23 protein-coding genes and 1 riboswitch are annotated in these 24183 nt (G+C 43.3%); of the genes, 15 read left to right on the top strand and 8 right to left on the bottom strand.

Annotation, left to right across the window (positions count from 1 at the left end):
- Positions 1 to 155: 155 nt before the first annotated feature.
- The gene (locus tag FAI41_06440; protein QCE33260.1) at positions 156 to 818 is read right to left on the bottom strand and encodes a TetR/AcrR family transcriptional regulator; all 663 of its coding nucleotides are present in this window, start codon (positions 816 to 818) and stop codon (positions 156 to 158) included.
- A gap of 75 nt (positions 819 to 893) precedes the next feature.
- Here FAI41_06440 and FAI41_06445 point away from each other — a divergent pair, with 75 nt between their 5' ends.
- From FAI41_06445 to FAI41_06460, 4 genes are read left to right on the top strand one after another with little or no spacing between them, the layout of a single operon-like run.
- Positions 894 to 2153, top strand: coding sequence for an efflux RND transporter periplasmic adaptor subunit (locus FAI41_06445; GenBank protein ID QCE33261.1), 1260 nt, complete (start codon positions 894 to 896; stop codon positions 2151 to 2153).
- A 9-nt stretch (positions 2154 to 2162) separates the two neighbouring features.
- On the top strand, positions 2163 to 5330 hold the full coding sequence (locus FAI41_06450; GenBank protein ID QCE33262.1) for an efflux RND transporter permease subunit: 3168 nt from the start codon (positions 2163 to 2165) through the stop codon (positions 5328 to 5330).
- The gene (locus FAI41_06455; GenBank protein QCE33263.1) at positions 5324 to 6883 is read left to right on the top strand and encodes an efflux transporter outer membrane subunit; all 1560 of its coding nucleotides are present in this window, start codon (positions 5324 to 5326) and stop codon (positions 6881 to 6883) included. The genes FAI41_06450 and FAI41_06455 overlap by 7 nt, the downstream gene beginning before the upstream one ends.
- A gap of 1 nt (position 6884) precedes the next feature.
- On the top strand, positions 6885 to 7325 hold the full coding sequence (locus FAI41_06460; GenBank protein QCE33264.1) for a hypothetical protein: 441 nt from the start codon (positions 6885 to 6887) through the stop codon (positions 7323 to 7325).
- On the opposite strand, the gene FAI41_06465 is transcribed toward FAI41_06460, so the two are convergent.
- The 3 genes from FAI41_06465 to FAI41_06475 all read right to left on the bottom strand — a co-directional run bounded on the left by FAI41_06465 (position 7322) and on the right by FAI41_06475 (position 8841).
- Positions 7322 to 7903, bottom strand: a complete 582-nt coding sequence (locus tag FAI41_06465; GenBank protein QCE33265.1) for a nicotinamide mononucleotide transporter — start codon at positions 7901 to 7903, stop codon at positions 7322 to 7324. The genes FAI41_06460 and FAI41_06465 overlap by 4 nt on opposite strands.
- A 39-nt stretch (positions 7904 to 7942) precedes the next feature.
- Entirely contained in the window at positions 7943 to 8530 is a 588-nt protein-coding gene (locus FAI41_06470; GenBank protein QCE33266.1) for a nicotinamide mononucleotide transporter, read from the bottom strand.
- Positions 8521 to 8616, bottom strand: a riboswitch (TPP riboswitch). (Overlaps the previous gene by 10 nt.)
- Before the next feature lie 39 nt (positions 8617 to 8655).
- On the bottom strand, positions 8656 to 8841 hold the full coding sequence (locus tag FAI41_06475; GenBank protein ID QCE33267.1) for a tautomerase: 186 nt from the start codon (positions 8839 to 8841) through the stop codon (positions 8656 to 8658).
- A gap of 362 nt (positions 8842 to 9203) precedes the next feature.
- Here FAI41_06475 and FAI41_06480 point away from each other — a divergent pair, with 362 nt between their 5' ends.
- The 3 genes from FAI41_06480 to FAI41_06490 all read left to right on the top strand — a co-directional run bounded on the left by FAI41_06480 (position 9204) and on the right by FAI41_06490 (position 12643).
- Positions 9204 to 10850, top strand: a complete 1647-nt coding sequence (locus tag FAI41_06480) for a hypothetical protein (protein QCE33268.1) — start codon at positions 9204 to 9206, stop codon at positions 10848 to 10850.
- A 56-nt stretch (positions 10851 to 10906) separates the two neighbouring features.
- Positions 10907 to 11584 (top strand): HAD family hydrolase, encoded by a 678-nt coding sequence (locus tag FAI41_06485; protein ID QCE33269.1) that lies wholly within the window; start codon positions 10907 to 10909, stop codon positions 11582 to 11584.
- Positions 11585 to 11662: 78 nt separating this feature from the next.
- Positions 11663 to 12643, top strand: coding sequence for a hypothetical protein (locus FAI41_06490; GenBank protein QCE33270.1), 981 nt, complete (start codon positions 11663 to 11665; stop codon positions 12641 to 12643).
- A gap of 72 nt (positions 12644 to 12715) precedes the next feature.
- On the opposite strand, the gene FAI41_06495 is transcribed toward FAI41_06490, so the two are convergent.
- The 4 genes from FAI41_06495 to FAI41_06510 are packed head-to-tail and all read right to left on the bottom strand — an operon-like array spanning position 12716 to position 16327.
- A complete protein-coding gene (locus FAI41_06495; GenBank protein QCE33271.1) occupies positions 12716 to 13456 on the bottom strand; it encodes a hypothetical protein in 741 nt (246 codons plus the stop codon).
- A gap of 45 nt (positions 13457 to 13501) precedes the next feature.
- Positions 13502 to 14407, bottom strand: a complete 906-nt coding sequence (locus FAI41_06500) for a glycosyltransferase (protein QCE33272.1) — start codon at positions 14405 to 14407, stop codon at positions 13502 to 13504.
- Positions 14355 to 15659 carry a tyrosine--tRNA ligase gene (locus tag FAI41_06505; protein ID QCE33273.1) on the bottom strand — a complete coding sequence of 435 codons (1305 nt, stop codon included), beginning with the start codon at positions 15657 to 15659 and terminating at the stop codon, positions 14355 to 14357. The genes FAI41_06500 and FAI41_06505 overlap by 53 nt, the downstream gene beginning before the upstream one ends.
- Before the next feature lie 11 nt (positions 15660 to 15670).
- Positions 15671 to 16327, bottom strand: coding sequence for an alpha/beta hydrolase (locus FAI41_06510; GenBank protein QCE33274.1), 657 nt, complete (start codon positions 16325 to 16327; stop codon positions 15671 to 15673).
- Between the two features lie 231 nt (positions 16328 to 16558).
- Between FAI41_06510 and FAI41_06515 the strand changes: the two genes are divergently transcribed.
- The 8 genes from FAI41_06515 (at position 16559) to FAI41_06550 (ending at position 24175) form a co-directional block, all read left to right on the top strand.
- Entirely contained in the window at positions 16559 to 17713 is a 1155-nt protein-coding gene (locus FAI41_06515; GenBank protein QCE33275.1) for an aminotransferase class V-fold PLP-dependent enzyme, read from the top strand.
- Positions 17700 to 18824, top strand: a complete 1125-nt coding sequence (locus FAI41_06520) for a cysteine desulfurase (GenBank protein QCE33276.1) — start codon at positions 17700 to 17702, stop codon at positions 18822 to 18824. The genes FAI41_06515 and FAI41_06520 overlap by 14 nt, the downstream gene beginning before the upstream one ends.
- A 53-nt stretch (positions 18825 to 18877) precedes the next feature.
- A complete protein-coding gene (locus FAI41_06525) occupies positions 18878 to 19192 on the top strand; it encodes a 2Fe-2S iron-sulfur cluster binding domain-containing protein (GenBank protein ID QCE33277.1) in 315 nt (104 codons plus the stop codon).
- 15 nt (positions 19193 to 19207) lie between these two features.
- Positions 19208 to 20311 (top strand): tRNA 2-thiouridine(34) synthase MnmA, encoded by a 1104-nt coding sequence (mnmA, locus tag FAI41_06530; protein ID QCE33278.1) that lies wholly within the window; start codon positions 19208 to 19210, stop codon positions 20309 to 20311.
- Positions 20312 to 20477: 166 nt separating this feature from the next.
- Positions 20478 to 21050: a peroxiredoxin gene (gene ahpC / locus FAI41_06535; GenBank protein ID QCE33279.1), complete on the top strand. Its 573-nt coding sequence runs from the start codon at positions 20478 to 20480 to the stop codon at positions 21048 to 21050.
- Positions 21051 to 21148: 98 nt separating this feature from the next.
- Positions 21149 to 22726 (top strand): alkyl hydroperoxide reductase subunit F, encoded by a 1578-nt coding sequence (gene ahpF, locus FAI41_06540; GenBank protein QCE33280.1) that lies wholly within the window; start codon positions 21149 to 21151, stop codon positions 22724 to 22726.
- Between the two features lie 186 nt (positions 22727 to 22912).
- Positions 22913 to 23110 carry a hypothetical protein gene (locus tag FAI41_06545; GenBank protein QCE33281.1) on the top strand — a complete coding sequence of 66 codons (198 nt, stop codon included), beginning with the start codon at positions 22913 to 22915 and terminating at the stop codon, positions 23108 to 23110.
- A gap of 342 nt (positions 23111 to 23452) precedes the next feature.
- Positions 23453 to 24175 carry a hypothetical protein gene (locus tag FAI41_06550; protein ID QCE33282.1) on the top strand — a complete coding sequence of 241 codons (723 nt, stop codon included), beginning with the start codon at positions 23453 to 23455 and terminating at the stop codon, positions 24173 to 24175.
- Positions 24176 to 24183: the final 8 nt, after the last annotated feature.

Here is a 24183-nt window from a genome sequence, read left to right on the forward strand (position 1 = left end):
TTTATCTCGTAAATAGTTTTGGAGAAGTTAAAAGCATACGGTCAAGACAAATTCAGTTTTACGGAGTTTAACCGATTTTCAAAAAGAGTCATAGATTAAGAGTTTGATAAAGGAAAATTCAAAAAACAGAAAGTCAGTCTTTTGAAAAATATTATTTATCGGGTGCCATATCCTGCAAGGAAAACCCTCACCCCCTCTCGGATAAATCTGTCTGTCCACGCCGCATCCTTTTCTTTTTGAACACATTTTAAAAGATGGCTGATAAAGGGTGCTCCTAAGACCAGGCCAAAGAGCCGAGAGGAAGTTTCTTCAAGGTCTGGGAAATCAAGCAGCCCCTTTTCTCTCTTTTCCAAGAGGAAAGAATGAAGTGGAGATTCTTTATCTGAGCGATGGATAAGCTCACTTAAAATTTGCTCTACTGTTGCTGAACGTTCACTTTCCCCAATCAGCAAGCGCAGCAGAGCAAGGTTACGAGGATGGATGCAATGTTCGTAGAGCTGGCGCATAAGCTCTGTGAGTTCTTCGGCCAGTGTCATGGGTGTGGAAAGCGGCTGGAATTTCATTGGGATGAAAAGGCGCTCTTGGAGAAGCTCGAAAAGCAGAATTTCTTTGCTTTCAAAAATTTGATAAATGGTTTTTTTAGACATGCAGGCTTTACGGGCGAGACATTCCACAGAAAGCTCGGTATAGCCGCCCTTTTGAAGCAGAGCGCAGGCCGTATCAAAAATTTTTTCCCGCCGCTCTTTGAGATTTTCTTTGGAGGCGGGGATTCCGTCATCAGCGGAATGGATCGGGCATAATTCAAGCACAGATAAAATTCCCCGTCATAATAGGAAACCGTCTGGTTTCCATTGTGTTTATGTTTTATAAAGAAGAAATAATTTGGTTTCCAGATGTTTTTTGAGAGTGAAAATATTAGGCAGAAAATGGCGTTTTTAAAGGTATTTCTGCCAAAATGGCAGACGGATAAAAAATTCAGAATTCTCTCATCGCTTGCCTTTATCGGAATCGTTCTTCTCCTTTTTTATCTATTTTTTTCGTTTAAAAGTTTTTTTGCACCTGCAAAACGCATTACCTTACCGCCTCAGCCTGTTAATATTATCGAACTCCATTATCAGAATGCGGTTCTGGAAACTGTCTTGCCCGGACGGATCAATGCCATTGAACAGGCACATATTCGTCCGCAGGTGAGCGGCGTGATTGTCTCAAGAGATTTTCATCAGGGGGCAGATGTCGAAAAGGGACAGGTTCTCTATAAAATTTATGCCGTGCCTTATCAGGCGGCTGTAGATCAGGCGCAAGGGGCGTGGATGGAGGCAAGGGCCATGCATTTACGTGCGCAAGTGCAGTTAAAACGCTATGGGCCGCTACATCAGGCACATGCTGTGAGCGATCAGGCTTATGATAATGCTGTTGCAGATGAGGAACAGACACGGGGACAGTTGCTTCAGACCGAGGGGGCACTTCATGTCGCTCAGGTTAATTTAGATTATTCGACAGTTCGTTCTCCAATTTCCGGGCGTATCGGGCGTATGATTTACACGCCAGGGACATTGGTTACGGCGAATCAGCCCGATGATATTGCGTTGGTAACACGTCTTGACCCAATTTATGTGGATGTGAATTTAGCCGCAGAAGAATTATTGCGTTTCCGCCGTGAAATTTCAGAAGGACGCATCAAAGCGGCTGGCGTAAATGCGGCCTCTGTGCGTTTAGAATTGTCTGATGGATCAGATTACGCTCAAGAAGGGCGGCTGGAACTTTCAGAAGTGACGGTGGACCCCTCAACAGGAACATTGGTGATGCGGGCACAATTTCCTAATCCACAGCATTTGCTATTGCCGGGTATGTTTGCACGGGCACATATTCGAGAGGGGGCGGATCCACATGCTTTATTGGTACCGGAGGAGGCCGTTGAGTTCTCCCCAAATGGCTCTCCTTACGTGATGCTGGCGCTCAAAGATAACCATGTTAAAATGCAGCCGATTCAGTTAGGCCTTCGTGTTGGTGGTGAATTGATGGTAAAAAAAGGACTTCAAGAGGGGGATCATTTGATTGTTTCCGGCCTTGTTAAAATTCATCAAGGGGATGTGATCACGCCGATGCCTTTATCGTCGAAGGAGAGCGAAGCGCCTAACGGGAAGAAAGCTTAGAACTAAAAAATGTCTTCCATTTCACGTTTTTTTATTGATCGTCCCGTTCTCGCTTGGGTTATTGGCATTATTGTGATGCTTGTGGGCACGGTCTCTCTGTTTAAAATGCCAATTTCGCAATATCCGCCGATTGCAGCGCCAGCGGTAAATATTACCGTTTCTGATCCTGGAGCTTCGGCAGAAACGGTTAATAATACCGTGGTTCAGCCAATCTTGCAGCAAATGTTTGGTCTGGATCATCTGGAATATGTCACGTCCACTTCTTACGGGAATGGGACGATGCTGATTGATTTGACCTTTGAGCAGGGGACTAATCCTGATATTGCGCAGGTGCAGGTTCAAAATAGACTTCAGGTTGTGCAGCCGCAATTGCCGCAGGAAGTGGTCTCCCAGGGGATTAGCGTTTTAAAAGAGCAAGCCAGCTTTATGATGGTTCTCTCTTTTTCGTGTAAAGATGGCAGTCTGAGTGATGCCGATATTGCCGATTATGTGGCTTCGAATATTCAAGATCCAATTTCTCGGGTGAGTGGTGTGGGGGATCATCAGCTTTTTGGGGCAGAATATGCGATGCGTATCTGGCTCGATCCCGATAAGCTTTATAATTATAATTTAAACATTTCAGATGTTGAAAATGCTTTAAAAGAGCAAAATATTCAGCTCCCAGCCGGGGAGTTGGGGGGATTACCAGCAAATAAGAATGCCAAAATTAACGCCACTATTATCGGGCCGAGACGTTTATCCGATGTGAAGCAATTTAAACAAATTCTCATCAAGGTGAATCAAGATAATAGTCGTGTTACTTTAGGTGATATTGCTAAAATTGAGCTGGGACCGCAGAGTTTTAATATTTCTGCCTCTGAAAATAATTATCCTGCGGCGGGTCTAGGCTTGAAGCTTGCCCCCGGCGCTAATCAGCTAGAAACAGAAAATGCTGTTTTAGCAAAAATCAATGAGCTTTCAGAATATTTTCCGCCGGGACTGTCTTACGGCATTCCTATGGATACGAAACCTTATATTACACACTCTATTGAGGAGGTTGTCGAAACCCTCATTATTGCGATTATTTTGGTCGTGCTTGTGATGATGGTTTTTTTACAAAATCTTCGGGCAACGATTGTCCCAACTTTAGCCATTCCTGTTGTGCTTTTGGGGACTTTCGGGATGTTGTCGGCAATGGGATATACTTTAAATACGCTGACAATGCTTGCCCTTGTTCTTGCTGTTGGACTTTTGGTGGATGATGCAATTGTTGTCGTAGAAAATGTCGAACGCGTGATGAATGAGGAAAAACTCTCCCCCAAGGCGGCGACCCGTAAATCCATGGAGGAAATTAGCGGAGCACTTTTTGGTATTGTGATGGTTTTGACCGCTGTTTTTTTGCCAATGGCGTTTTTTGGTGGTTCTGTTGGGATTATTTACCGTCAGTTTTCCATTACAATTGTTGTTGCCATGTGGCTTTCTCTTGGTGTCGCATTGATTTTGACACCAGCAATGTGTGCGACGCTTTTAAAGCCTCATACCCATTCTACTGTGCAGGGCAGAGGATTGTTTGGCAAAATTCAGACGCTTTTCCAAAAAGCAGGTGCACGCTTTAACCAATTTTTTGATGCGCTGACGGCTGAATATATCAAGGGTGTTGAAAAGGTGCTCCAACATTGGAAGGCCTCTTTTTCCATTTTTTGTGTTTTGGCAGTTTCTGCGACTTTATTATTTTGCAAATTGCCTTCAGGATTTCTTCCTGATGAGGATCAGGGCAAAATTTTTGGCATGATTCAGTTACGCTCTAATGGCACGCAGGATAAAGTCGTTGAAATCACACGGGATTTATCGGACTGGGTGCTGAAAACCTATTCAGTGAATATTAACTCTGTTTTTGCCATGAATGGTTTTAGTTTCGCAGGGCAAGGACAAAATAACGGCGCTTTTTTCATTAATTTAGCCCCATGGGATGAAAGACCCCGTCAAGACCAGTCTGCCCAAACAATTGCTATGGGTATTATGCAGCATTTTTGGGAAGATCCAAGGGCACGTGTCTTTGCTTTTAGCCCGCCCGCAGTGCAGGAGTTGGGGAATGCGACAGGATTTGACCTTGAACTGGTCAATGAGGGGAATTTAACGCGGGAAGAATTTTTAGCAAGGCGTGACGATATTTTGATGCGTGCGGCACAAGATCCGCTTTTAACCTCTGTTCGTCCAAATGGGATGGAGGATGCAGCGCAATATGTGTTTGAAGTCGATAGGGGCAAAGCCAACGCTATGGGCGTCAGTAACGAAGATATCAATGATACGATTTCGGGTGCCTTAGGGTCTATTTATGTCAATCAGTTTTTAAGAAATAATCGTGTCAAACAGGTCTACATTCAGGCGGAACCCTCTGCTCGTATGAATGAAAGAGATCTAAAACGCTGGTATATCCGTAACCATACCGGTACAATGGTACCATTGAATGCTTTTACTTCGGGTCATTGGATTACAGGGCCGCAAAAGCTTGAAAATTACAATGGTTTACCTTCTTTTGAAATTAATGGTGAGCCCGCATCCGGTGTGAGTTCGGGACAGGCTATGGCCGAAATGGTCAAGTTGGTAAAAGAAACGCCGGGCGGTGGTGTGGGATATGCTTGGGTTAATCTTTCTTATGAACAGGTTTCCGCTGGCGGATCGACTTTGCCTTTATATGCTTTAGCCTCAATCATTATTTTTCTTTGCCTTGCGGGACTTTATGAAAGTTGGACAATCCCTGTTGCCGTGCTTTTGGTTTTACCGCTTGGGGTGTTGGGGGCCGTGAGTTTTAGCATGGGACGAGGCTATGCCAATGATATTTATTTTCAGATTGGGGTGCTGACGACTGTCGCCTTGTCGGTTAAAAATGCCATTTTGATTGTTGAGTTTGCATATGAATATTATAACAAAGGGACTTCATTAGCAGATGCTGCCATGCGGGCGGCACAACAGAGACTGCGTCCTATTTTGATGACTTCTATTGCGTTTTTATGCGGTGTGTTACCTTTGGCGATCGCTGTCGGGGCTGGGGCTGGGGCACGTCGTGCCATTGGCACATGCGTTGTTGGCGGTATGTTATCGGCAACGCTTTTTGCCGTGTATTTTGTCCCTTTGTTTTTTGTGGAAGTGTTACGCTTTTTTAAAGTTAAGCCGGTCGGAGAAGACGGGGAATGCTGAATCGCTATTTTCGACTGATCCTTTCTGGACTGGTTGGTTTTTCTATTTCAGGATGTAACTTTGCACCGATTACCAAGCGGCCGCATATTAATACGTCACGCTCTTATCCGAATGATGCAGGCGGAAAGCCAAATGATAAACTGGCCTCGGAGAATATTTTAGAATTGGGATGGGAGGATTTCTTTACAGATCCCCGTCTTAAAATGCTCATTCAAAATGCGCTTGAATATAATCGGGATTTGGCAGGGCAGTTTGAAGCGATTTTACAGGCACGTGGGCAATATATGGCGCAAAGAGGGATGTTATTGCCGCAAATTGGCATTACGGAACAAGCGCAATTTATGGACCCTTCGGATGCTGCGGGTTATTCCTTTGCGCCGGGAAGTGGTCGAAGTAATCCATTTTTTGAATATTATAACGAAGGGATCGGTTTCGCTTCTTATGAGGTTGATTTTTGGGGGCGGGTTGCCAACCTCTCCAAAGCTCAAAAGGAGCTGGCACTTCAAAATAGTGAAAATCTTCGAAGCTTATGGCTGAGTATTCTTTCTCAAGTTGCGAACACCTATATTAATTGGCTCGAAGACAGAGATCTTTTGATTCTAGCATGTGAAACCTATTTATCGCAGAAACATACCTTAGATCTCATTCAAATGACTTTTAACATGGGGCAGGCAGATGGTTTGACAGTAGCAGATGCACGGACACAGGTTGAGCAGTCTGCAACACAAATCGCACAAGCCTCTCGCCTGATGGCGAATGATGAACATATGCTGACGGAATTGGTTGGTGGTAAAATGCCGGAATTTCTACCGCCGCCGAGACCGCTGGGCGAGCAAACAATTTTACGGGATCTTCCAGCGGGTTTGCCTTCACAGCTTTTGAATCAGCGGCCTGATATTCGTTCGGTAGAGCATAAATTGCGCCAGACAAATGCTGAAATTGGTTCTGCACGTGCGGCTTTTTTCCCTAAATTTACTTTGAGTGCGTCAGAGGGGAATAATGCGCTGCAATTTAATCATTTATTCAGTAAATTTGCAGAAACATGGAGCCTTAATCCACAAATGACGATCCCTGTTTTAACATGGGGGGTGAATCTCGGAAATTTGAGAACAGCAGAATCTCAGGCAAAGCAAGCGGCTTCGGACTACCAGAAAACAGCTTTGGCTGCCATTCATGAAGTGTCGGATGCCTTGACAGCAAGAGAAACCTATCTCAGGCAAGAAAAACACACGCATCAGCTTGTGGATGCGACAGGGCGGAGCTATGCGCTGGCATGGATGAAATACCAAGAGGGCATTGAAAATTATCAAATTGTTTTAGAACAGCAACGCAGTTTTTATAATTCTCAGCTCAGTCTTATTCAGGTTGAGGCAGCGCGCTTCCAAAATATGGTCACCGTGTATCGGGTGCTAGGTGGCGGATGGCGTAAGAATGGTCTATTGGATGCACCGGTTGAGAAGCGGGATGCGACCAAGGCAGAAATACCAGCACGGCAACGTCCAACATGGCTGAGAGGCTGGTGGGAAGGCGATGGCTACGGAAAGGGATTTTAGGATGAAGCAAGGGCGTTTTTTTTCAAATAATTTTCAAAAAATAGCGATAATGGCATTTTTGATGTCGCCGACAGCCTTCTTTGGCACAAATGCTTTTGCTCAAATGGGTATGGGCGGCGGCGGTATGGGGGGAAGCCAATCGCAAATGCCTCAACAAATTCCCGGCGCTCCTGAAATTCCACCAGCGCCGAGCCTTGAAGAGCAATTTCAGGCTTCAGGTATTTCAAAATCAGATTATGATCTGCATCTCTTTCACTATATCCCAAAAGGGGCGATGCTTGTTCGACAACCGGAACATCGGCGGGTTTTATTTCAGGATAAGGATCATCATTCCCTTGGTTATGCGCAGCAGAAAGGGGCAGCGATTATCTATTATGACCCACAGGGAAAGCCTATTCATGTCCAGCGTTTGAGCCCGGATGAAATGGAAGGGCTTTCTTAAGCCCTTTTCTGTCGGAGGATACGAGACCAGTGAAAAAGACCAACAATGGAAAGCAGGGCAAGATAGGCATAGAGCAAACCACTCATCGGAAGCCCCCAGCAGAAGAGGGATGTTGCATAGGCACCATCAGCTACCAGCCATAAAATCCAATGACAGAGATAGGCACGAGACATCCAATATTGGGCGAGCATAGCATAAATGCTTAATGTGCCATCCCAATAAGGGTGCGGGTCATCTGTGACATGCGCAAGAAGTTCAGCCCAGAGAAAACTTCCTAAGGCAGCGAGGCTCAAATCTCGCAGGATATATAAAGGAGAATAAATAAGTGGACAAAAATCTTGAGGCGCTTGAGATTTTTTTGACCAGCTTATGAGGCCGTAAAGGCTGAGAGAGGCAAATCCAAGTTGAAGAGCGAGGGTGGCATAGAGCTTATTATATCCAAAGATGAAGATATAGAGTAAACCGCTCATCAGAAGAAAAAGCCAACCGGAACGACGGGGAAACATAATCAGCGTTGCGCCGATCGCCGCAGAGAGTGAGGCGAAAAGTTCTATAATTTGCAGAATGCTTAGGCCCATATTTCTTCCAAAATCTCTTTTTAAAATGTTTTACTCTGCTTATGTAACAGATTTTTGGAAGGACACCATCTGCCATTTTCGCCAACCCGGTACAGAAATCAAGGCAAGATAGGTAAAAAGAATGGCGGAAAAAGGGAGATGCCAAAAGAGGAGCTGAAGCGCATAGCAACTATTGACGATGATCCAGAGAGGCCAGCAACAAATAAAAGAGCGGGCCATCCAATATTGTGCCAAGAGTGAAAAACCGCTGAGAAGGCCATCCATCCATGGGGCAGGATCATCACTGAAATTTTTCAAAAAAAATCCAATACCGATCCCTCCAATGAGGGTAAGCGTACTATCTCTGAAAATGGAAAGGGGCTCTAGAGAGATTGCCTGCCATTTTTGAGGTTGTTTTTGATCTGGAAAAGACCAGCAAATCCAGCCATAAAGATTGATAAAGGAAAAGATGATCTGGAGCGTTAGGTTGGCATAAAGATGATGTGCACCAAAAACAGCCGCATATAGAACAGCGCTGATAAGAAGAAAAAACCAGCCTGAAATTCGGGGGAGAATAAGAAGGGTCGAGCCGATGGCGCAATTTATCGCTGCAATCAGCTCAATGGTGTAAAGATTGGGTAAAATCATTGGAAGCTCCCTCCGCCCGCATGATCGGGATCAGGTTATGAGGGTACTTCTCAGTCTTTGGGATAAAGACGCCCCTGCCAAGTCTTCATTGTTAGGAGAGACGAGAGGGGCGGTCAATCCAAATATTATTTGCGTGCTTTTTCAATAATCTCGATCAGTTCGTTTAAAGGGGCTTCATCAAGCTCAACATGAATCCAATTTTTATCTTTGTTGAGAACTTTGTGAAGAACGTCTTTCACACCCTCAATCACTTCTTTTTTTTGTTCTGGGGAGGCTGATCCACTGGCTAGTCTGACATTTACAACTGGCATTGATTTTCTCCATTCAAAATTTCTTGAAATACGCTTAAGAAAGCGTTTTAAATATAGGTCTTTTGAATAGAATTTCCTATTTTTTTTAAATCTTTTAGAGAGAAAGAAGAGAGATATAAAATATTTTTTAACTTAAAAGAATATAAGTAAAAATGGATTCATATAAAGTAATCATTTTTTTTTAAATCTATTTATTTTAAATTCGTATTTTTGATATTTTACATCTATTCTAAATTGTTTTAGAATGGAGAATAATATTTTCTAATCTTTCAATAACTTACTGTATTAGTCTTCTTTATCCTTTTAACATACAAGGGTAGAATAGTTGCGACTCAAAATGAGCTGGAATGATGGAGTAACGGATGGGTTGGAAAAGTTTTTGGCGGTCAGTACAGAAAAAACTGATGAAGCCGCCATCTATTCCCGGCAAGCCACCGCCTGATTTTCAGTCTATTTCAGGTATTGGCTCTATCTGGCGTGGGCAAGCATTATTACGAGGAGAGCTTTATTTCGATGGCGCCTTTTTCCCGCTGATAAGGCCGGAACAATTCGGTAAATTACCTAGCCATTATAAAAATCTGCCGCATATTGTTCGGGAATATTTCCAAAGTTTCCAGTGGCTCGCTGATCTGCGTGCAGAGGGAAGTCCTTCTGCACGTCTGTTAGGGCGTGCTTATATGGTGGCATGGGGATGGCGTCCACCTCAAGATTCTATGGATGACGATCCTGTGCTCATCGGTTGCCGTTTGCTCTGCTGGGTGATTCATTATGAATATTTTATTGGTACAGCACCAAAAGCGGCATCCAGCTCCGTTTTATCCCGTTTAGGCCAAGAGGGGCGGTTGCTGTCCTCTTTGTTGCCGGGAGATGATTTTGGAAGTCGCAATCTGGTTTCTTGCGCTGGATTATTGGCTGCATATCTGGTTTTTCCAACGCAGGACGGTTTTCTAAGCCGTTATGAACGTTTTTCTTCGGAGGCTTTGGAATCCGCTTTATTGCCGGGAGGAACGGTCGTTGAGCGCAATCCGATGGCACAGCTTAATTTCGTATATTTGCTGTATCGTCTTTGGGAAATTCATTTATTGATCGGTATTGACTTCCCGTTGCAATTTAAAACGGCCCTTTCCCGCTCCGTGACTTCTTTAGCGGCACAAGTGCATGGGGATGGGGCTTTGGCGATTTTTAATGGTGCTGCGGAAGGAAATCCTGATTTTGTTCAGGCCTTATTACGCTCCTTGAATATTCCAGTGACATTCCCGGCAACCAGTTTTCATGATGCTTTTGTGCGACTGGCATGCGGTAAAGGTTTAGTATTGATTGATGCAGGCCGTCCTGTCGAGGATCTACCGCATAATAAAACCCATGCCGGTATTTTATCTTTTGAGTTTTCTTATGGAAAAACCCGTATTTTTTCAAATATGGGGGCAGGGTTCTTACCTGAAAGGCAAAAAGCTTGGCGTCAGGGTCCCTCCCATAATTTACTCATTCCGAATGAAAAATCCTGCTTGATTTTTAAAGATGAAGAGGATTTCATCTATGCGCCTCGCTATATTCAGCGCCATACTTATACCCAGGATGATGGGGAGCTGATTGTTCTTTCACATGATTTTTACCGCGTGAGTCTCGGTGGAACATGGGAGCGTCAGATTTTCCTTTCCAATAATGGGGAAGTCCTTAAAGGGGAAGAATTTTGGTATGGTCGCCAAATGCCGGAAATGGTGATGCGTTTTCACCTTCATCCGGATGTGACAGCCGTTTGGGAAGAGGATGAAATTATTATTCGTTCGGCAGGGATGGCGTGGCGCTTTAGTTGTGAAGGCGGCGTTTTGTGTCTTGATGATGATTTATATCTTGGAAAAGTGGTGCCAAAAGAGACGAAACAAATTGTTATCCATAGAACCAAACATCATCAAATTGAACAATATGCGTTTGGGACTGAGGATTGGATTGCGGGACATAAAAAAAGTGAGCAGGTTTTTCGCTGGTATTTAGAACGGGTGCCTGCTTAATTTTAATCATTTTTAATTAAAATTTTTTTAAATTCTATCGGAGAAGATGGATCGATATGGCACAGATTTTACATTTTGATTTTGATGGGACAATTGCCGATACGGTTCAATGTGTCGTTGCGACCACGCAGGAAAGCTTTAAAAAATTTGGGCGCCAGGCACCGGATGCAGAGATTGTTAAGTCTTTTATGGGAATTCCACTTGAAATTTCAGGGCATGAAATGAGTAGTAAGCCTTTTTCTGAGGCAGAATTTTCTGAATTTTTAAAAAGTTACCGTGCGCTTTATCTTGAATATGCACCTTCAAAAATTCAGGTTTTTCCTCATGTTCGGGAAATATTGCTACAGGCCAAAGAGAAAGGCTGTTTTCTAACGATTGTCACCAGTAAATACACGGCGGCCGCAATTCAAAACCTCAAAGATTTAGATTTATTTTCTCTCTTTGATGTCGTTGTTGGTTCAGATACGGCCGGCGGCTATAAACCAAGCGCAGCACCTATCCGTAAAGCAGAAGAATTGCTGTTGGAAAAATACGGCACGGAAGTTAATCAGGTACTTTTTCAAAAGGCATGGGTTTTTGGGGATTCTACTTTCGATATCGAAATGGCCCATAATGCAGGGCTGAAAGCCTGTGCGGTTACTTGGGGCGCACATTCTCTCGAACAGTTAAAATCTTCTAGCCCTGATTTTATTGCAGACACACCAGTACAATTAGCCCAATTTTGGAGGGAATAGAGTGATTAAACTCTAATTTTTGAGCTTATTTGATTTGATAAAAAATAATTTGAAATAAAAAAATTAGGAAAAAATACTGTGGCTGAATTTCTTACAGGGTTAGATTTAAGTAATAGAATTAGAGAAGTTTTACAGGGTAAAAATTTGAAATGTGCAGTTGCCTTTTGGGGAGTGAACACAGGTTCTCTTAAGGACTTTAAAAATGCAAAAATCATTTGCGATATCCATAGTGGTGGAACTAACCCCGCGGTTTTAGAGGCTTTATGGGAGCAGAGTATAAAGAAAGAAAATATACGTTACCGTGAAAATTTACATGCCAAAGTTTACTGGAGTGAAAACGGTGTCATTATTGGTTCAGCAAATGCTTCAAGTTCAGGATTAGGAACTTTTGAAAAAGACCCAAGTAATTTGGAGGCAGGTGTTTTTCACAAGCCAAACTTCTCGGTGTGGAAATCGGTTGAGAAATGGTTTGACGGAGAATTTCAAAATAGCCACTGCGTAGATCAGAGAGTTTTGCAAATATGTAAGGAGCGTTGGTCTTCTAAAGAAAAACAGGGAATGTTTAGAGGAGAAATAGAGGAAGAAAGTAAAAAACAGATTGCAGCGGCTCAAGAAGAGGGGTCTTTATTTAAAATGCTTTGCGCTAATCCATTGGCTTTTGAAAGGGTCTCATTTGCATTTACGACTTGTAATGTAAGCAAGGCAAGAGAAGTGGAAATTAAGAATAAGTGCATTGAAAAAACCACTTTAAAGGAAGAAAATTTTTTACCTTTAATACCTTGGAATGGATGGGACTTGCACTCCGTTGAAGGTGTAAGCAATTTAATTGAATTTTATAAACCAAGGTCTAGAGTTAAAATAATAGCTCATAGCGTGGTTTATACTGACAAAAATAAACAGGAACAAGAAGCTTCATTACTTACTCGGGTAGAATCTTGGCGTGACTGGATGAAAGAAGGTATTCTTCCACATGGGACGCCATTTCTTGAAAATGTTTTAGAGCGAGATTTAAGAAAAATAGAAAAATTTTTTGAAGAAACAGAAGAGTGGCATAGCTAGATATTTAGTGCTTATGAATTAAAGGAGGCACTCGAAAAAGCAGGCTTGGCATAGGAGATTTTCTCCAGCCTTTTATTTTAGTTCGTTGACTTTTCTTGTGAAGTTTCGGCCGAGCCATTGCCCCATGAGGGTGGAGAAAGTTTCGATTTGAAGTTCGATATTCCCGGTCTCGCATTTCATTTCGGAAAATAACGTATTCACCGTACATTTTTTGACATTGGGATGAAGTCTTTCGGGCAGGAAGGCTTCCCCAAAAGAATTGATTAAATGATCCATGCTTTTTGAAATTTCTTTAGAAATTTCAGGATAGCCCATTTCCGTTTGATAAAATAAGCCTTCAATCAGTTTTGCAGAAGTTGTAAATTTTGATTTTTGAATCATGAGATTAATTAAAAATTTACTATCGGGCTTTTCATGATTTTTAATCACCCGATAGGCTTCAAAACATTCCATCATAAAAAGAGAGGCTGAATCCAAATAGTTTCGGAAATGCGGTGCCGCCATATTGGATTGGGAGACGTTTCGGCGATCTTCCGCAATATCCTGCATCGTGGCCTGGACTTCGAGGAGGGCGGCTTGTGTCTCAATTTGCTGACGGGCAGCTTTCCCGGCACCAATCCCTAAAAGAACAGTTGCAGAACAGCTGATAAAGGAGGCGGCGAGGATTAAGAGAACGGTTTCACTCTGGGGAAAACGTCCAGAAACAAGCCATTCATGTATGAAATAGCTACAGCATAATAATGCTAAGAAGATGAGGAGAACGGCTAAAAGCGGTTTCCAGTACAGCATGATTTTACGAAAGATTGTTTTCATTTTTAAAAATATAATTAAAAACAGCCAAAAGGGATATATACAATTTTACCTTTTATAAAACTGCCAGCCGTGTTTCTGATAAAATTGAAAAGCGCTCTGAATAAAATAAAAAATATGCTTGTTTCCTTTTTGGCTGGCATTCCCGCCAAAATGTCGAATGCGCATCTGCGGTAAAATCGCTGTGCAGGTTATTTTTTGAGCCCGCAAAGAAAAATCGAAATCCTCAAAATATAAAAAGAATTTTGGATCAAAGCCGTTTAATTTTTTAAAAATTTCTCCTCGCATCAAAAGAAAAGATCCCGAAAGACAGGGAACATTTCGAATAATTTTGTTATTTTGTAGCGTAGGGATGTGATGGCCTAAACGATATTTTGCTAAATATTTCCCAAAAAAATTTCTTAGAAAAGGCGGGGCAAAACCTCTTAATCCGAGAGAAAACAGATCGGGAAAGTCACGCCCTAAATGAGAAAGTTTATTATTTGCGTTCAAAGTAGCAGGGGCGCAAAGCCCTATTTCAGGATGTTCTAAAAGATATTGGATACCTTTTTGGATCGCTTCTTTTTCGATCCAAATATCAGGATTTAAAATTAAGTGAAATTGCCCAAGCCGATTTTGCTTTAGGATAAGATTATGGGCTTTTCCAAAACCGAGATTGCCAAGCCCTGTTATGATTTCAGTTGGAATATTTTGCCATGTGATTGTTTTATGAATGCTGTGCCGATTGGGGCTGTTATCTATAATCAGAAAGCAAAGATTTTCAGCGGGAAATTCTTTTAACGCTTGCGCAAGCGTTTTTAAAGTCTCTTTGAGATGCGCTCTAGAGGGATTGTACAAAACAAGGGAGAGGGAAAGGAAAATCTTTTTCTCCTGTCCCTCTCCGTATTTTTGAGAGTGTTTTTTAAAATTCAAGCTGAATTTTAAGATGTTTTTTCTTGCCGACAGAAAGGGCAACGCCTTTGCTTAAATCATCCCAAGCAACGGTTTGATTTTCGTCAGAAATTTTTTCGCCTTCAATACGAATACCGCCATTGCGGATGAGGCGTCTGGCTTCGCCACGAGAGCCAGCCATTTCTGTGAGGTGGAGAAGAGCAATTAAAGGCAGTGCCTCTGCAAACTCAGCTTTTAAATCAGGTGGGCAGGGAAGCGTTTTTTCTGGAAAAGAAGCGGTTGGATTGCTCTTTTTCTGAGAGAAAATTTCCCGTGCCTGCGCTTGTGCTGCCTCGGCTTTTTCACGTCCGTGGGCGATTGAGGTAGCTTCTGTGGCAAGAATTTCTTTGGCTTGGTTAATATCACCTTTAGCAATCTCTTCGCATTTTTCAACGGAAAGATCGGTAAAAAGTTTGAGAAAGCGTTCAACGTCAGGATCTTCGACATTGCGCCAAAATTGCCAATAGTCAAAAACAGGCAGTTTTTCTTCACGCACCCAAATCGCAGTACCTTCTGCAGATTTCCCCATCTTCGCACCGGAGGCTGTTGTTAAAAGCGGGGTTGTGAGGCCAAAAACTTTTCCGGCTCCTGTGCGGCGAGAGAGTTCAATTCCTGAGGTGATATTTCCCCATTGATCCGATCCGCCAATTTGCAGCACGACATTATGTTTTCTTTTCAGCTCTCTGAAATCATAGGCTTGGAGAATGGAATAGTTAAATTCCAGAAAGGTCAGCCCTTGCTCACGGTCTAGGCGTTGCTTCACACTTTCTGCCGAAAGCATCCGGCTCATTGAAAAATGAGGCCCGACATCTTCTAAAACTTCTAGCCATGATAAGCCTGCAAGCCAGTCTGCATTATTCAAAAGAAGGGCAGGGCTTTGTGCCTGATTAAAATTGAGGAACTGGCCAAGAGAAGCTTTGACGCCTTCAATATTTTTGGCAAGGGTTTCCGAATTTTGGAGTTTTCTGGCCTCCTCCCGAAAGGAAGGATCACCAATACGCCCTGTTCCGCCGCCTGCTAGAGCAACAGGCTGATGACCGTGTTTTTGCAACAGGCGCAACACCATGATGGAAAGCGCATTCCCGACATGCAAAGAATCTGCCGTTGGATCAAAGCCGGCATAGGCGGCAATCTTGCCCTCTGCCATTTGGTTATCCAGCGTTTCTAAATCGGTGCAGTCAAAAATCATGCCTCGCAAATAAGCTTCTTTTAAAAAAGAGGATTTGAAAGGATAATTTTGTGCTGTTCTGGGCTTTTCTTGGGTATTAGCAGTCATAAATTTTTAAATTAAAAAAGATTTGTATCAGCTTTGCGGGAACGCTCGACATGTTCCTGCACGGCTTGGGTGATGTCGTTGACATAAGCCGCAAAAAGATGATCGGCTCCTGCAAAAATACGGTAATCAACCTGTACATTTTTCTGTGTATTGAGTTTGTCCACAACTTTACGGATACCCGGCTCCGGCGCAAGTGTGTCTCGTCCGCCCGCAATCATCAGGCCACTGCAAGGGCAGGGCGCAAGAAAGCTGAAATCATAATCATTGGCAGGGGGAGCAACACTGATCCAGCCACTGATGCCAGGGCGGCGCATGAGGAGCTGCATGGCAACGAAAGCCCCAAAAGAATAGCCCGCAACCCATGTTTCTGTTGAATCAGGATTCATGGATTGAATCCAGTCAAGAGCTGAGGCAGCGTCTGAAATTTCACCGATGCCGCCATTATATTTCCCTTGAGACTTTCCAACGCCACGGGAGTTATAACGGAGAACAGAAAATCCCATCTCTGCAAAAATTTTTGCTAGTGTCACTGTGATCCGGTTACGCATATTTCCGCCCATTTGCGGGTGCGGATGCATGATGACGGCGAGAGGTGCGCCTGGAATTTGTGATTGGTGATAGCGCCCTTCTAGTCTTCCAACAGGGCCATTAAAAATAACTTCAGGCATGAGAATTTGAGATCCGTACGGTTTTTCCGGGATAGCCGGTCTTTTGGAAAGCAGAAATTAAAAGGTAGAGAATTCTTGTCCGCCCTTTAATTTTTAAACTGATTATATATATTTATGTAGCAATGTTATTATAAGGTATTTGTAAGTTTTTTTCCAGTTTTATTGCTATTTTAAATTCTAGACCCTGCTTGGCTAGGGTTTTCGGGAGCAAGAAGGTTTTTCTGCCATTTCATGATATATCTTGACGCAAATGCGAGTGAGGTGCCACGCCCTAACGTGGTGAAAACCGCTTATGAAATTGCATTGGCTGCGGGAAATCCAGCCTCTGTTCATCGGGCAGGAAATCAGGCAAAACGCCATCTAGAGATGGCACGTGAAAATGTTGCGGCGTTTTTTCAGCGTGAGTCTGAAAATTGTATTTTTACCTCTGGGGCAAGTGAAGCCAATGCGCTTTTGCTGGAGAGTTTTTTAAAAACGAAATCTGGAAAGCGGCATCAAATTTTTGTTGGTGCGACAGAGCATCCTTCCATTTTGAACAGCTTGCCCGAAACGGCAAAGATCATTCCGGTCAATGATCAGGGGGCGCATGATTTGGACTGGCTCCGTTCAGAGTTGCAGGAAGATCAGAAAAGAGATGTCTCCTTAAGCCCGTTGATTTGTGTCATGGTCGCCAATAACGAAACAGGTGTTTATTCGGATATTGACGGCTTTTTAAAACTTGCCAAAGAATTTGATGCTTTTTTGCATTTGGATGCGGTTCAGGCTTTGGGGCGTGGATGGAAACCGCCTCCGACAGAGGGTGTTAAAGTCAGTTTTTCTCTTTCGGGTCATAAAATGGGCGGATTGTTAGGCGCTGGTGCTTTGGTTGTCTCTCATCCTGATGAGATTATTCCGATTTTTAAGGCAGGGGGACAAGAGGGAGGAAAGCGTGGCGGTACACCAGCCTTGCCGGCGATTGTGGCACTTTCTGAAGCTTTGAAAGAAGCGCAATCTCAAAACTGGTCGGAAATTCTGAGGTTGCGAAAATCTTTAGAGAGCTCCGTGAACATATTGGGGGCAAAACTGGTTGCACCGCAATCGCAACGTCTTCCGAATACGAGTGCTTTCGTTTTGGAGGGGATTGCCTCGCAAGCACAGTTGATGACAATGGACCTTGCAGGTATTTGCGTTTCTGCCGGCTCAGCATGTGCCTCAGGAAAGATGGGGGCTTCACCTGTTTTAAAGGCAATGGGCTTAGAGCAACAGGCAGGTCATGTCATGCGGGTAAGCTTGCCGTGGAATTGTACGCAAGAGGCTATAGAGCATTTTTTAAAAGCGTATCGCCCTTTGGCTGAACGGGCGCAGCAAAAGAAAAAAGATAAAAGAGACAATTATGATTTACCTTGATTATGCCGCAACGACCCCTTGCGATCCTGATATTTTAAAAAAGATGCTTCCGTTTTTTTCGGAATGTTACGGCAATGCCGGAAGCCAGCATATTTTAGGGGATTTTTCAGCTTATGCTGTTGAAGTCGCAAGAAGACAAGTCGCTGCTTTAATAAAAGCACAATCGAATGAAATTATTTTCACATCGGGTGCTACCGAAGCGATTAATCTGGCTCTGAGGGGAACGGCTAAACAGCTTTTGCACGCCTCGCAGACCTGCCGGATGATTAGTTTCGCCACAGAACATAAAGCGGTTTTGGAAACGCTTGAAGATCTTAAAAAAGATGGGGTGGAAGTTGAGATTTTACCTGTTGATGCACAAGGGAAAATCAATAAGGAGACGCTGAAAAAAGCGCTTGAAACACCAACCAATTTGGTTAGTCTGATGGCGGCTAATAATGAAACAGGCATTTTGGCTGATCTTGAAGAAATTTCAGAAATTGTACGTTCCAAGGGTGTTCTTTTTCATGTGGATTTGGCCCAAATAGCTGGAAAGCTCCCAGTTGATTCTGCACTTTTTGATCTTGCCTCTCTCTCTGCTCATAAGCTCTACGGGCCGAAAGGGATTGGTGCGCTTTATGTTCGCCGTCGTCCACGGGTGCGTTTGCGTGCACTGGCAACGGGGGGCGGTCAAGAGCGGTTGCTACGTTCAGGAACCGTGCCGGTGCCCTTGGTTGTAGGGTTTGGGGAGGCGTGTGAGAAGGCTGAAAAAGAAATGCCAGAAGAGGGAAAAAGAATTAAGGCCCTTCGTAAGCAGCTTGAGGAGGGGCTTTTAAAATGTTTTCCTGACGGTAAAATCAATGGCGATCAGGTTGATCGTTTGCCGGGAACCTTGAATTTTTCTTTTCCTGAAAATTATGAAGGAAAAAAAATCATGCAATCCTTACCGAAGCTTGCTGTTTCAAGAGGTTCTGCGTGTACGGCTGATTCTGGCGCAGGGTCTTATGTTTTGAAAGCGATGGGTCGGGAGGAGGCAGAAGCGCAAAGGAGTTTGCGTTTCTCGCTAGGGCGATTTACCTCCCAAAAGGAAATCGAAGAAGTTTTAAAAATGTTTTCTCATCTTTCTTTCTGATAAGAAATGGAAAAGCAGTTTTCTAATGAACAAAATTAAAGAAGGAAAATACCATGCCGCATATGGTTTTTGTTGAGCCAGATGGTACAAGACGTGAAGTTGAGGCACCTCTAGGGCAATCCGTTCTAGAAATCGCTCATGCGAATGATATTGATCTCGAAGGGGCCTGCGAGGGCTCTTTGGCTTGCGCAACGTGCCATGTGATCGTTGATCCCGCTTGGGCGGCTAAATTGCCGGAAACAACCGAAGAGGAAGAGGATATGCTTGACCTTGCTTTTGGTGTGCAAAAAACATCCCGTCTAGGATGTCAGATTCTGATAACAGAAGCTTTGGATGGCCTCACGGTTCTTATTCCGAAACAAGATTAAGGGAAATTATTTACTTTGCGAATTTTGGTAGCAATGTCTGGAGGGGTGGATAGCGCCGTTACAGCCGCACTCTTGCGTGAGCAGGGGCATGAGGTCATCGGTGCCACCCTTGATTTGAATCCTTCGGGGGCTGCTGCCAAAGGTTGCTGCGGCGGAAGTGACGCAAGAGACGCCGCAAAGGTCGCTGAGAGAATGGGCTTTCCGCATTATGTGATTGATGCGACCCAACGCTTTAAAGAAAGTGTTGTGGATGTTTTTGCGGCGCAATATGCCAAAGGGGAAACGCCAGTTCCTTGTGTAAATTGCAATCAAGGGGTCAAATTTACCGATCTCCTGACCGTGGCAAAAGATCTTGGCTGTGAGGGGATGGCGACCGGGCATTATGTCCGTCGTGAAAATTTATCAGATGGTAGGGCTGCCCTTTATCGCCCTGTTTGCTTAGAGCGGGATCAATCTTGGTTTTTGTTTGCGACAACCTACGAACAGCTTGAATTTCTACATTTTCCACTGGGCAATTATTCCTCCAAAGATGAGGTGCGGGCGGAGGCAAAAAGATTGGGGCTGGTAACAGTCGCCTCAAAATCTGACAGTCAGGATATTTGTTTTGTCAGTAAGGGATCTTATGCCGATCTTGTCGAAAAAATGGCACCTTCCACAAAAGGTAAGGGGGAAATCACCGATATGGAAGGCAATATTGTTGGCACCCATGACGGGATTGTTCGTTATACAATTGGCCAAAGCAAAGGCTTAGGCAATTTGCATACGACGCTGGGCGAGCGCCAGATGGTCGTTAAAATTGAGGCAGGAAAGCGCCGCTTGGTTGTTGCACCACGTCGTTTGCTTGAGGAAACGTGTGCGCCTGCCTCTCCTTGGCGTCGTTTTTATCTTAAAGAAACAAATTGGCTCATTGCGCCACCGGTTTCGGATGATTTGGCATGTTCCTTTCAGCTGAGGGCACGTGAGAAGCCCCGCAAAGGGAAAGTCAAAGCGCTTGAAGGGGGGCGTGCAGAGGTTTTCTTGGAGGAAGCTGCGCTTCCAGCGCCGGGGCAGGCCTGTGTTTTCTATGAGAATGATCGCATTTTGGGTGGTGGTTTTATCGAGCCGCTTTCTTTTTCTTAAAGGAAAAGAAAGAAAATCATAAAAAATCTTTTGTTACCTCTTGAGGTCTCTTTTTAAATCATTATCTAGGACTCAAGAAGATCCCGTTTTTCTCTTAAAAATTTTTCCAGACTGGAGAAACGGGGCAATGGTTTGGAATATTTATTTTTAAAAAAGGACTATAAACATGGTCAAAATTGGCGACGAAATCCTAGATTTTGAAACAACAGATACTTTTACTCCAGTCGATGGCAAGTTCGGTAAGTTCAGCCCAGAAGATCTAAAAGGTAAATGGTCAATTCTTTTCTTTTACCCAGCTGATTTCACATTTGTTTGCCCAACAGAGCTTGAAGACATGGCAGACAAATATGAAGCGTTCAAAAAATTGGGTGTTGAAGTTTATTCTGTTTCTACAGATAAACATTTCACACATAAAGCATGGCATGATGCAAGCCCAGCTATCGGTAAAGTGAAATTCCCAATGGTCGCTGATCCAAGCGGTGAAATTTCTGATTCTTTCGATGTTCTACGTGACAATTTCTTTGCCGCTGATCGTGCAACTTTCTTGATTGATCCAGAAGGTAAAATTCAGTACATCGAAATCACCTCTGAAGGTGTTGGCCGTGAAGCAGACACACTTCTTAAAAAGGTTGAAGCTGCACAATTCGTCAGCAAAAATCCAGATCAAGTTTGCCCAGCAAAATGGCGTGAAGGTGAAAAAACTTTGAAGCCAGGCATTGATCTCGTTGGTAAGATCTAAGTTTATTTCTAAATAGAGGGAGGTTTGTGCCTCCCTTGTTTGAGAAACGATGATAGCCGGGCCTTTGTCTCCGGCTATTTTCGTCTTGAGGAGAAAATATGACGCAGGAATTACTTAGCGATGATATTATCGCCCAGCTGAAAGCGTACATGGATTATCTGGTTGGCCCTGTTGAAATTTCGGCCAGCCTTGATGACGGAGAAACGTCTCGTCATCTGCGCCGGCTTTTTAAAGTCTTAACAGAGATTACAGATAAAATTACATGGCATGAGAAGGGTGCGTCTGATCGTACACCTTCTTTTTCTTTGGCACGTCCTGGTGAAGATGCTCGCATTACCTTTGCTGGTTTGCCAATGGGGCATGAGTTTACATCATTTATTTTGGCACTTTTGCAGACAAGTGGTCATCCGCCTAAAATTGAGGCAAGCGAAGTTGAACGTATTCGTACTCTCGGACAACAAGATGGTGCCAAATACCATTTTGAAGTTTGGTTCTCGCAATCCTGTCAAAACTGCCCAGATGTTGTCCAGGCCCTGAATATTCTTTCTGTTTTAAATCCTAATATTACAAATATTGCGATTGATGGGGCTGATTTTGCGGATGAGGCCACCGAAAGAGGTATTTTGGCGGTTCCGCAAGTCTATCTTAATGGTGAAAAATTTTCCTCTGGACGTTCAACGCTTGAGAAAATTCTTAACCGTTTAGATACGGCGGGCGCACAGGTTGAGGCTAAGAAAATCGGGGATGAAAAACCTTTTGATGTCTTGGTGATCGGGGGTGGCCCTGCCGGAGCGGTTGCTTCTATCTATGCCGCACGTAAAGGCTTGAGAACGGGACTTGTGGCAGAACGTTGCGGTGGTCAGGTGATGGATTCTGGTGAAATTGAGAATTTCCCATCCGTGATGCTGATTGAAGGACCCGAACTCGCTAAAAATCTTGAGGCGCAGGTGCGTCATGCAGGTGTTACGATTTTGAATGGTCAGAAAGTTCAAAATCTTTTGCCTGCAACCCAAAAAGGGGCTTTCCATCAAGTTAAGCTTGAAAATGAAGCTATTTTAAAGGGACGGACTGTTATTGCGGCGACAGGGGCACAGTGGAAGAAGTTGAATGTCCCTGGTGAAGAAGAATACCGTACAAAAGGGGTTGCATATTGCCCACATTGTGACGGCCCGTTCTTTAAAGGGGAGAAAGTCTCTGTTATCGGCGGCGGTAATAGCGGTGTTGAGGCGGCGATTGATCTCGCTGGGATTTGTGAGCATGTGACATTGCTTCAGCGTGGGGGGCATCTTGTCGCTGATGAAGTCCTTCAAAGAAAACTTCGTTCTCTTAAAAACGTAACTATTCTTTTCAATGCGTTAACCGAAGAAGTCGTCGGAAATGGGAAGAATGTTACGGGATTGCGTTATAAAGATCGTCAAACAGGTGAGTCAAAGACATTAGAGCTCAAAGCTGTCTTTGTGCAGATTGGACTTTTGCCAAATACCGATTGGGTAAAAGGTGCATTGAAATTGACAGATTTTAATGAGATTGAAATTGATTCCAAGTGCCGTACATCTGTTCCTGGTATTTTTGCGGCAGGGGATGTCACCAATGTTCCTTATAAGCAAATTATTATTGCCTCCGGTGAGGGAGCAAAAGCTTCTCTTACGGCCTTCGGCTATTTGATTGAAGAATAGGGAAAAGCTTTCAGTGACGAAAAAGGGAGAGGTTTTTTAAAATCTCTCCCTTTTTTAGTATCAAGTTTAAAAATAAAAATTATTTTATCGAATGTTCTTTTAATGATGGTTTAAATTTTTGCTTTATGCCTAAAATTTCAAAGGGGAGAGAGCGGGGGATTCTAGAATAAAATTAAGGAGAAAAAAATGAGTTTGAAACTTGTGTCGCAAGATGTGGTGAGTGATCATAAACTGGATAAATTAGCGATTTTTCATCATGTTATCTTTTTAATGCTCTTTTCAGGAATTTTGGGATTTGCCGTATTTGCGTATCAGCGTCTTTCCAAACGATTGGATTTTCTTGAAAAGAAAGCGTGGGATATTTCTGAAGAGCCTAAAGCGTAAGCATTTAGAAACGCTATTAAAGAGAGCGTAAGCTCTCTTTAATATAATTGAATAGAATTGCAGGCGCATCAATTTCAGGATGCGAACGGCAAGACAAAATATTTTGCCTTTTGAGCGGATTTCGTTTTAGAGTGAAGACATAATACGATTCTGAGAGTTGGCTCATAAGGAAGCTAACCCTGAATCTCCCAATAAATATCTGTCGAATGACCTCATACGACTTAGCAGGAAATCTTCTTTTCGTTGATTTCTTGCGAGCATGATTTCTCGTGCTTTTTTTGAAGAAAAAGTTTCGTGAAGGGGGAGTAAAACAGCATTAATTTTATGCGGAGGGATTCTGCCATGTCATCGCCTATACTTCATCGTGATTTTTTAGAGCCTTTAGAACGTAAGGCCTTGTTTTTCTTACAGCAAAAAAATTTACCTTTAGAAGAAATGTCACCGGAAAGCGCACGTAGGCTATTGAGTGAGATTCTTTTTCAACATTTAGAAGAATTACAACTTTATCGCCGTTACCTTGCCGGTGCTTTCATTTTTGAATTTATTCGAAAAAATGGCCGTCATTATAATCGTAAGAATTTTGAAAAATCCTGGAAATGGCTCATTCAAGAGAAGCGTGAAGATCACCCGGCTTTAAATCATACTTTAGGTTTGGCAGGAGAAAGAGAGGAGGAGGCCATTTTACAAACGGCGGTGCGATATTGGTATCATTTTCGTTGGCATGCTTGGGAACGTCAAGGGATGGTTTCACGTGCTATTATGGGACGCAAAAAACGAGAAGAGGCCGAAGAGATGCAAGAAAAGAAAAAAGTTTCTTTGGCTTTTATTCAAACCAATCAGAGATTTGAAACTGGAAAGATTGTGCGTTTGCGTGATGAGTCAGGAAATATTTTTGAGGTTCTTCCTGTTCCAAAAGAGCGGGAAGCGTTACAGAAAAAAGCTTCTTTGATTGCAGAACATCCTCAGGAAAACACAGAGCGGCAAAAAGCGCTTCCGGCGCCTTCAATAATGTCGCAGGAAATTTTTATTGCGGAAAAACAGAAATCTTTTGTTAAAAAATCTTAAAAGAGTTT

The sequence above is a fragment of the Acetobacteraceae bacterium genome (assembly GCA_004843165.1).
GTDB lineage: Bacteria > Pseudomonadota > Alphaproteobacteria > Acetobacterales > Acetobacteraceae.

Coding starts and splice junctions, on each gene's coding strand:
- FAI41_06445 (QCE33261.1), top strand. CDS start 894: ATGTTTTTTGAGAGTGAAAATATTAGGCAGAAAATGGCGTTTTTAAAG.
- FAI41_06450 (QCE33262.1), top strand. CDS start 2,163: ATGTCTTCCATTTCACGTTTTTTTATTGATCGTCCCGTTCTCGCTTGG.
- FAI41_06455 (QCE33263.1), top strand. CDS start 5,324: ATGCTGAATCGCTATTTTCGACTGATCCTTTCTGGACTGGTTGGTTTT.
- FAI41_06460 (QCE33264.1), top strand. CDS start 6,885: ATGAAGCAAGGGCGTTTTTTTTCAAATAATTTTCAAAAAATAGCGATA.
- FAI41_06465 (QCE33265.1), bottom strand. CDS start 7,903: ATGGGCCTAAGCATTCTGCAAATTATAGAACTTTTCGCCTCACTCTCT.
- FAI41_06470 (QCE33266.1), bottom strand. CDS start 8,530: ATGATTTTACCCAATCTTTACACCATTGAGCTGATTGCAGCGATAAAT.
- FAI41_06475 (QCE33267.1), bottom strand. CDS start 8,841: ATGCCAGTTGTAAATGTCAGACTAGCCAGTGGATCAGCCTCCCCAGAA.
- FAI41_06480 (QCE33268.1), top strand. CDS start 9,204: ATGGGTTGGAAAAGTTTTTGGCGGTCAGTACAGAAAAAACTGATGAAG.
- FAI41_06485 (QCE33269.1), top strand. CDS start 10,907: ATGGCACAGATTTTACATTTTGATTTTGATGGGACAATTGCCGATACG.
- FAI41_06495 (QCE33271.1), bottom strand. CDS start 13,456: ATGAAAACAATCTTTCGTAAAATCATGCTGTACTGGAAACCGCTTTTA.
- FAI41_06505 (QCE33273.1), bottom strand. CDS start 15,659: ATGACTGCTAATACCCAAGAAAAGCCCAGAACAGCACAAAATTATCCT.
- FAI41_06510 (QCE33274.1), bottom strand. CDS start 16,327: ATGCCTGAAGTTATTTTTAATGGCCCTGTTGGAAGACTAGAAGGGCGC.
- FAI41_06515 (QCE33275.1), top strand. CDS start 16,559: ATGATATATCTTGACGCAAATGCGAGTGAGGTGCCACGCCCTAACGTG.
- FAI41_06520 (QCE33276.1), top strand. CDS start 17,700: ATGATTTACCTTGATTATGCCGCAACGACCCCTTGCGATCCTGATATT.
- FAI41_06525 (QCE33277.1), top strand. CDS start 18,878: ATGCCGCATATGGTTTTTGTTGAGCCAGATGGTACAAGACGTGAAGTT.
- ahpC (QCE33279.1), top strand. CDS start 20,478: ATGGTCAAAATTGGCGACGAAATCCTAGATTTTGAAACAACAGATACT.
- ahpF (QCE33280.1), top strand. CDS start 21,149: ATGACGCAGGAATTACTTAGCGATGATATTATCGCCCAGCTGAAAGCG.
- FAI41_06545 (QCE33281.1), top strand. CDS start 22,913: ATGAGTTTGAAACTTGTGTCGCAAGATGTGGTGAGTGATCATAAACTG.
- FAI41_06550 (QCE33282.1), top strand. CDS start 23,453: ATGTCATCGCCTATACTTCATCGTGATTTTTTAGAGCCTTTAGAACGT.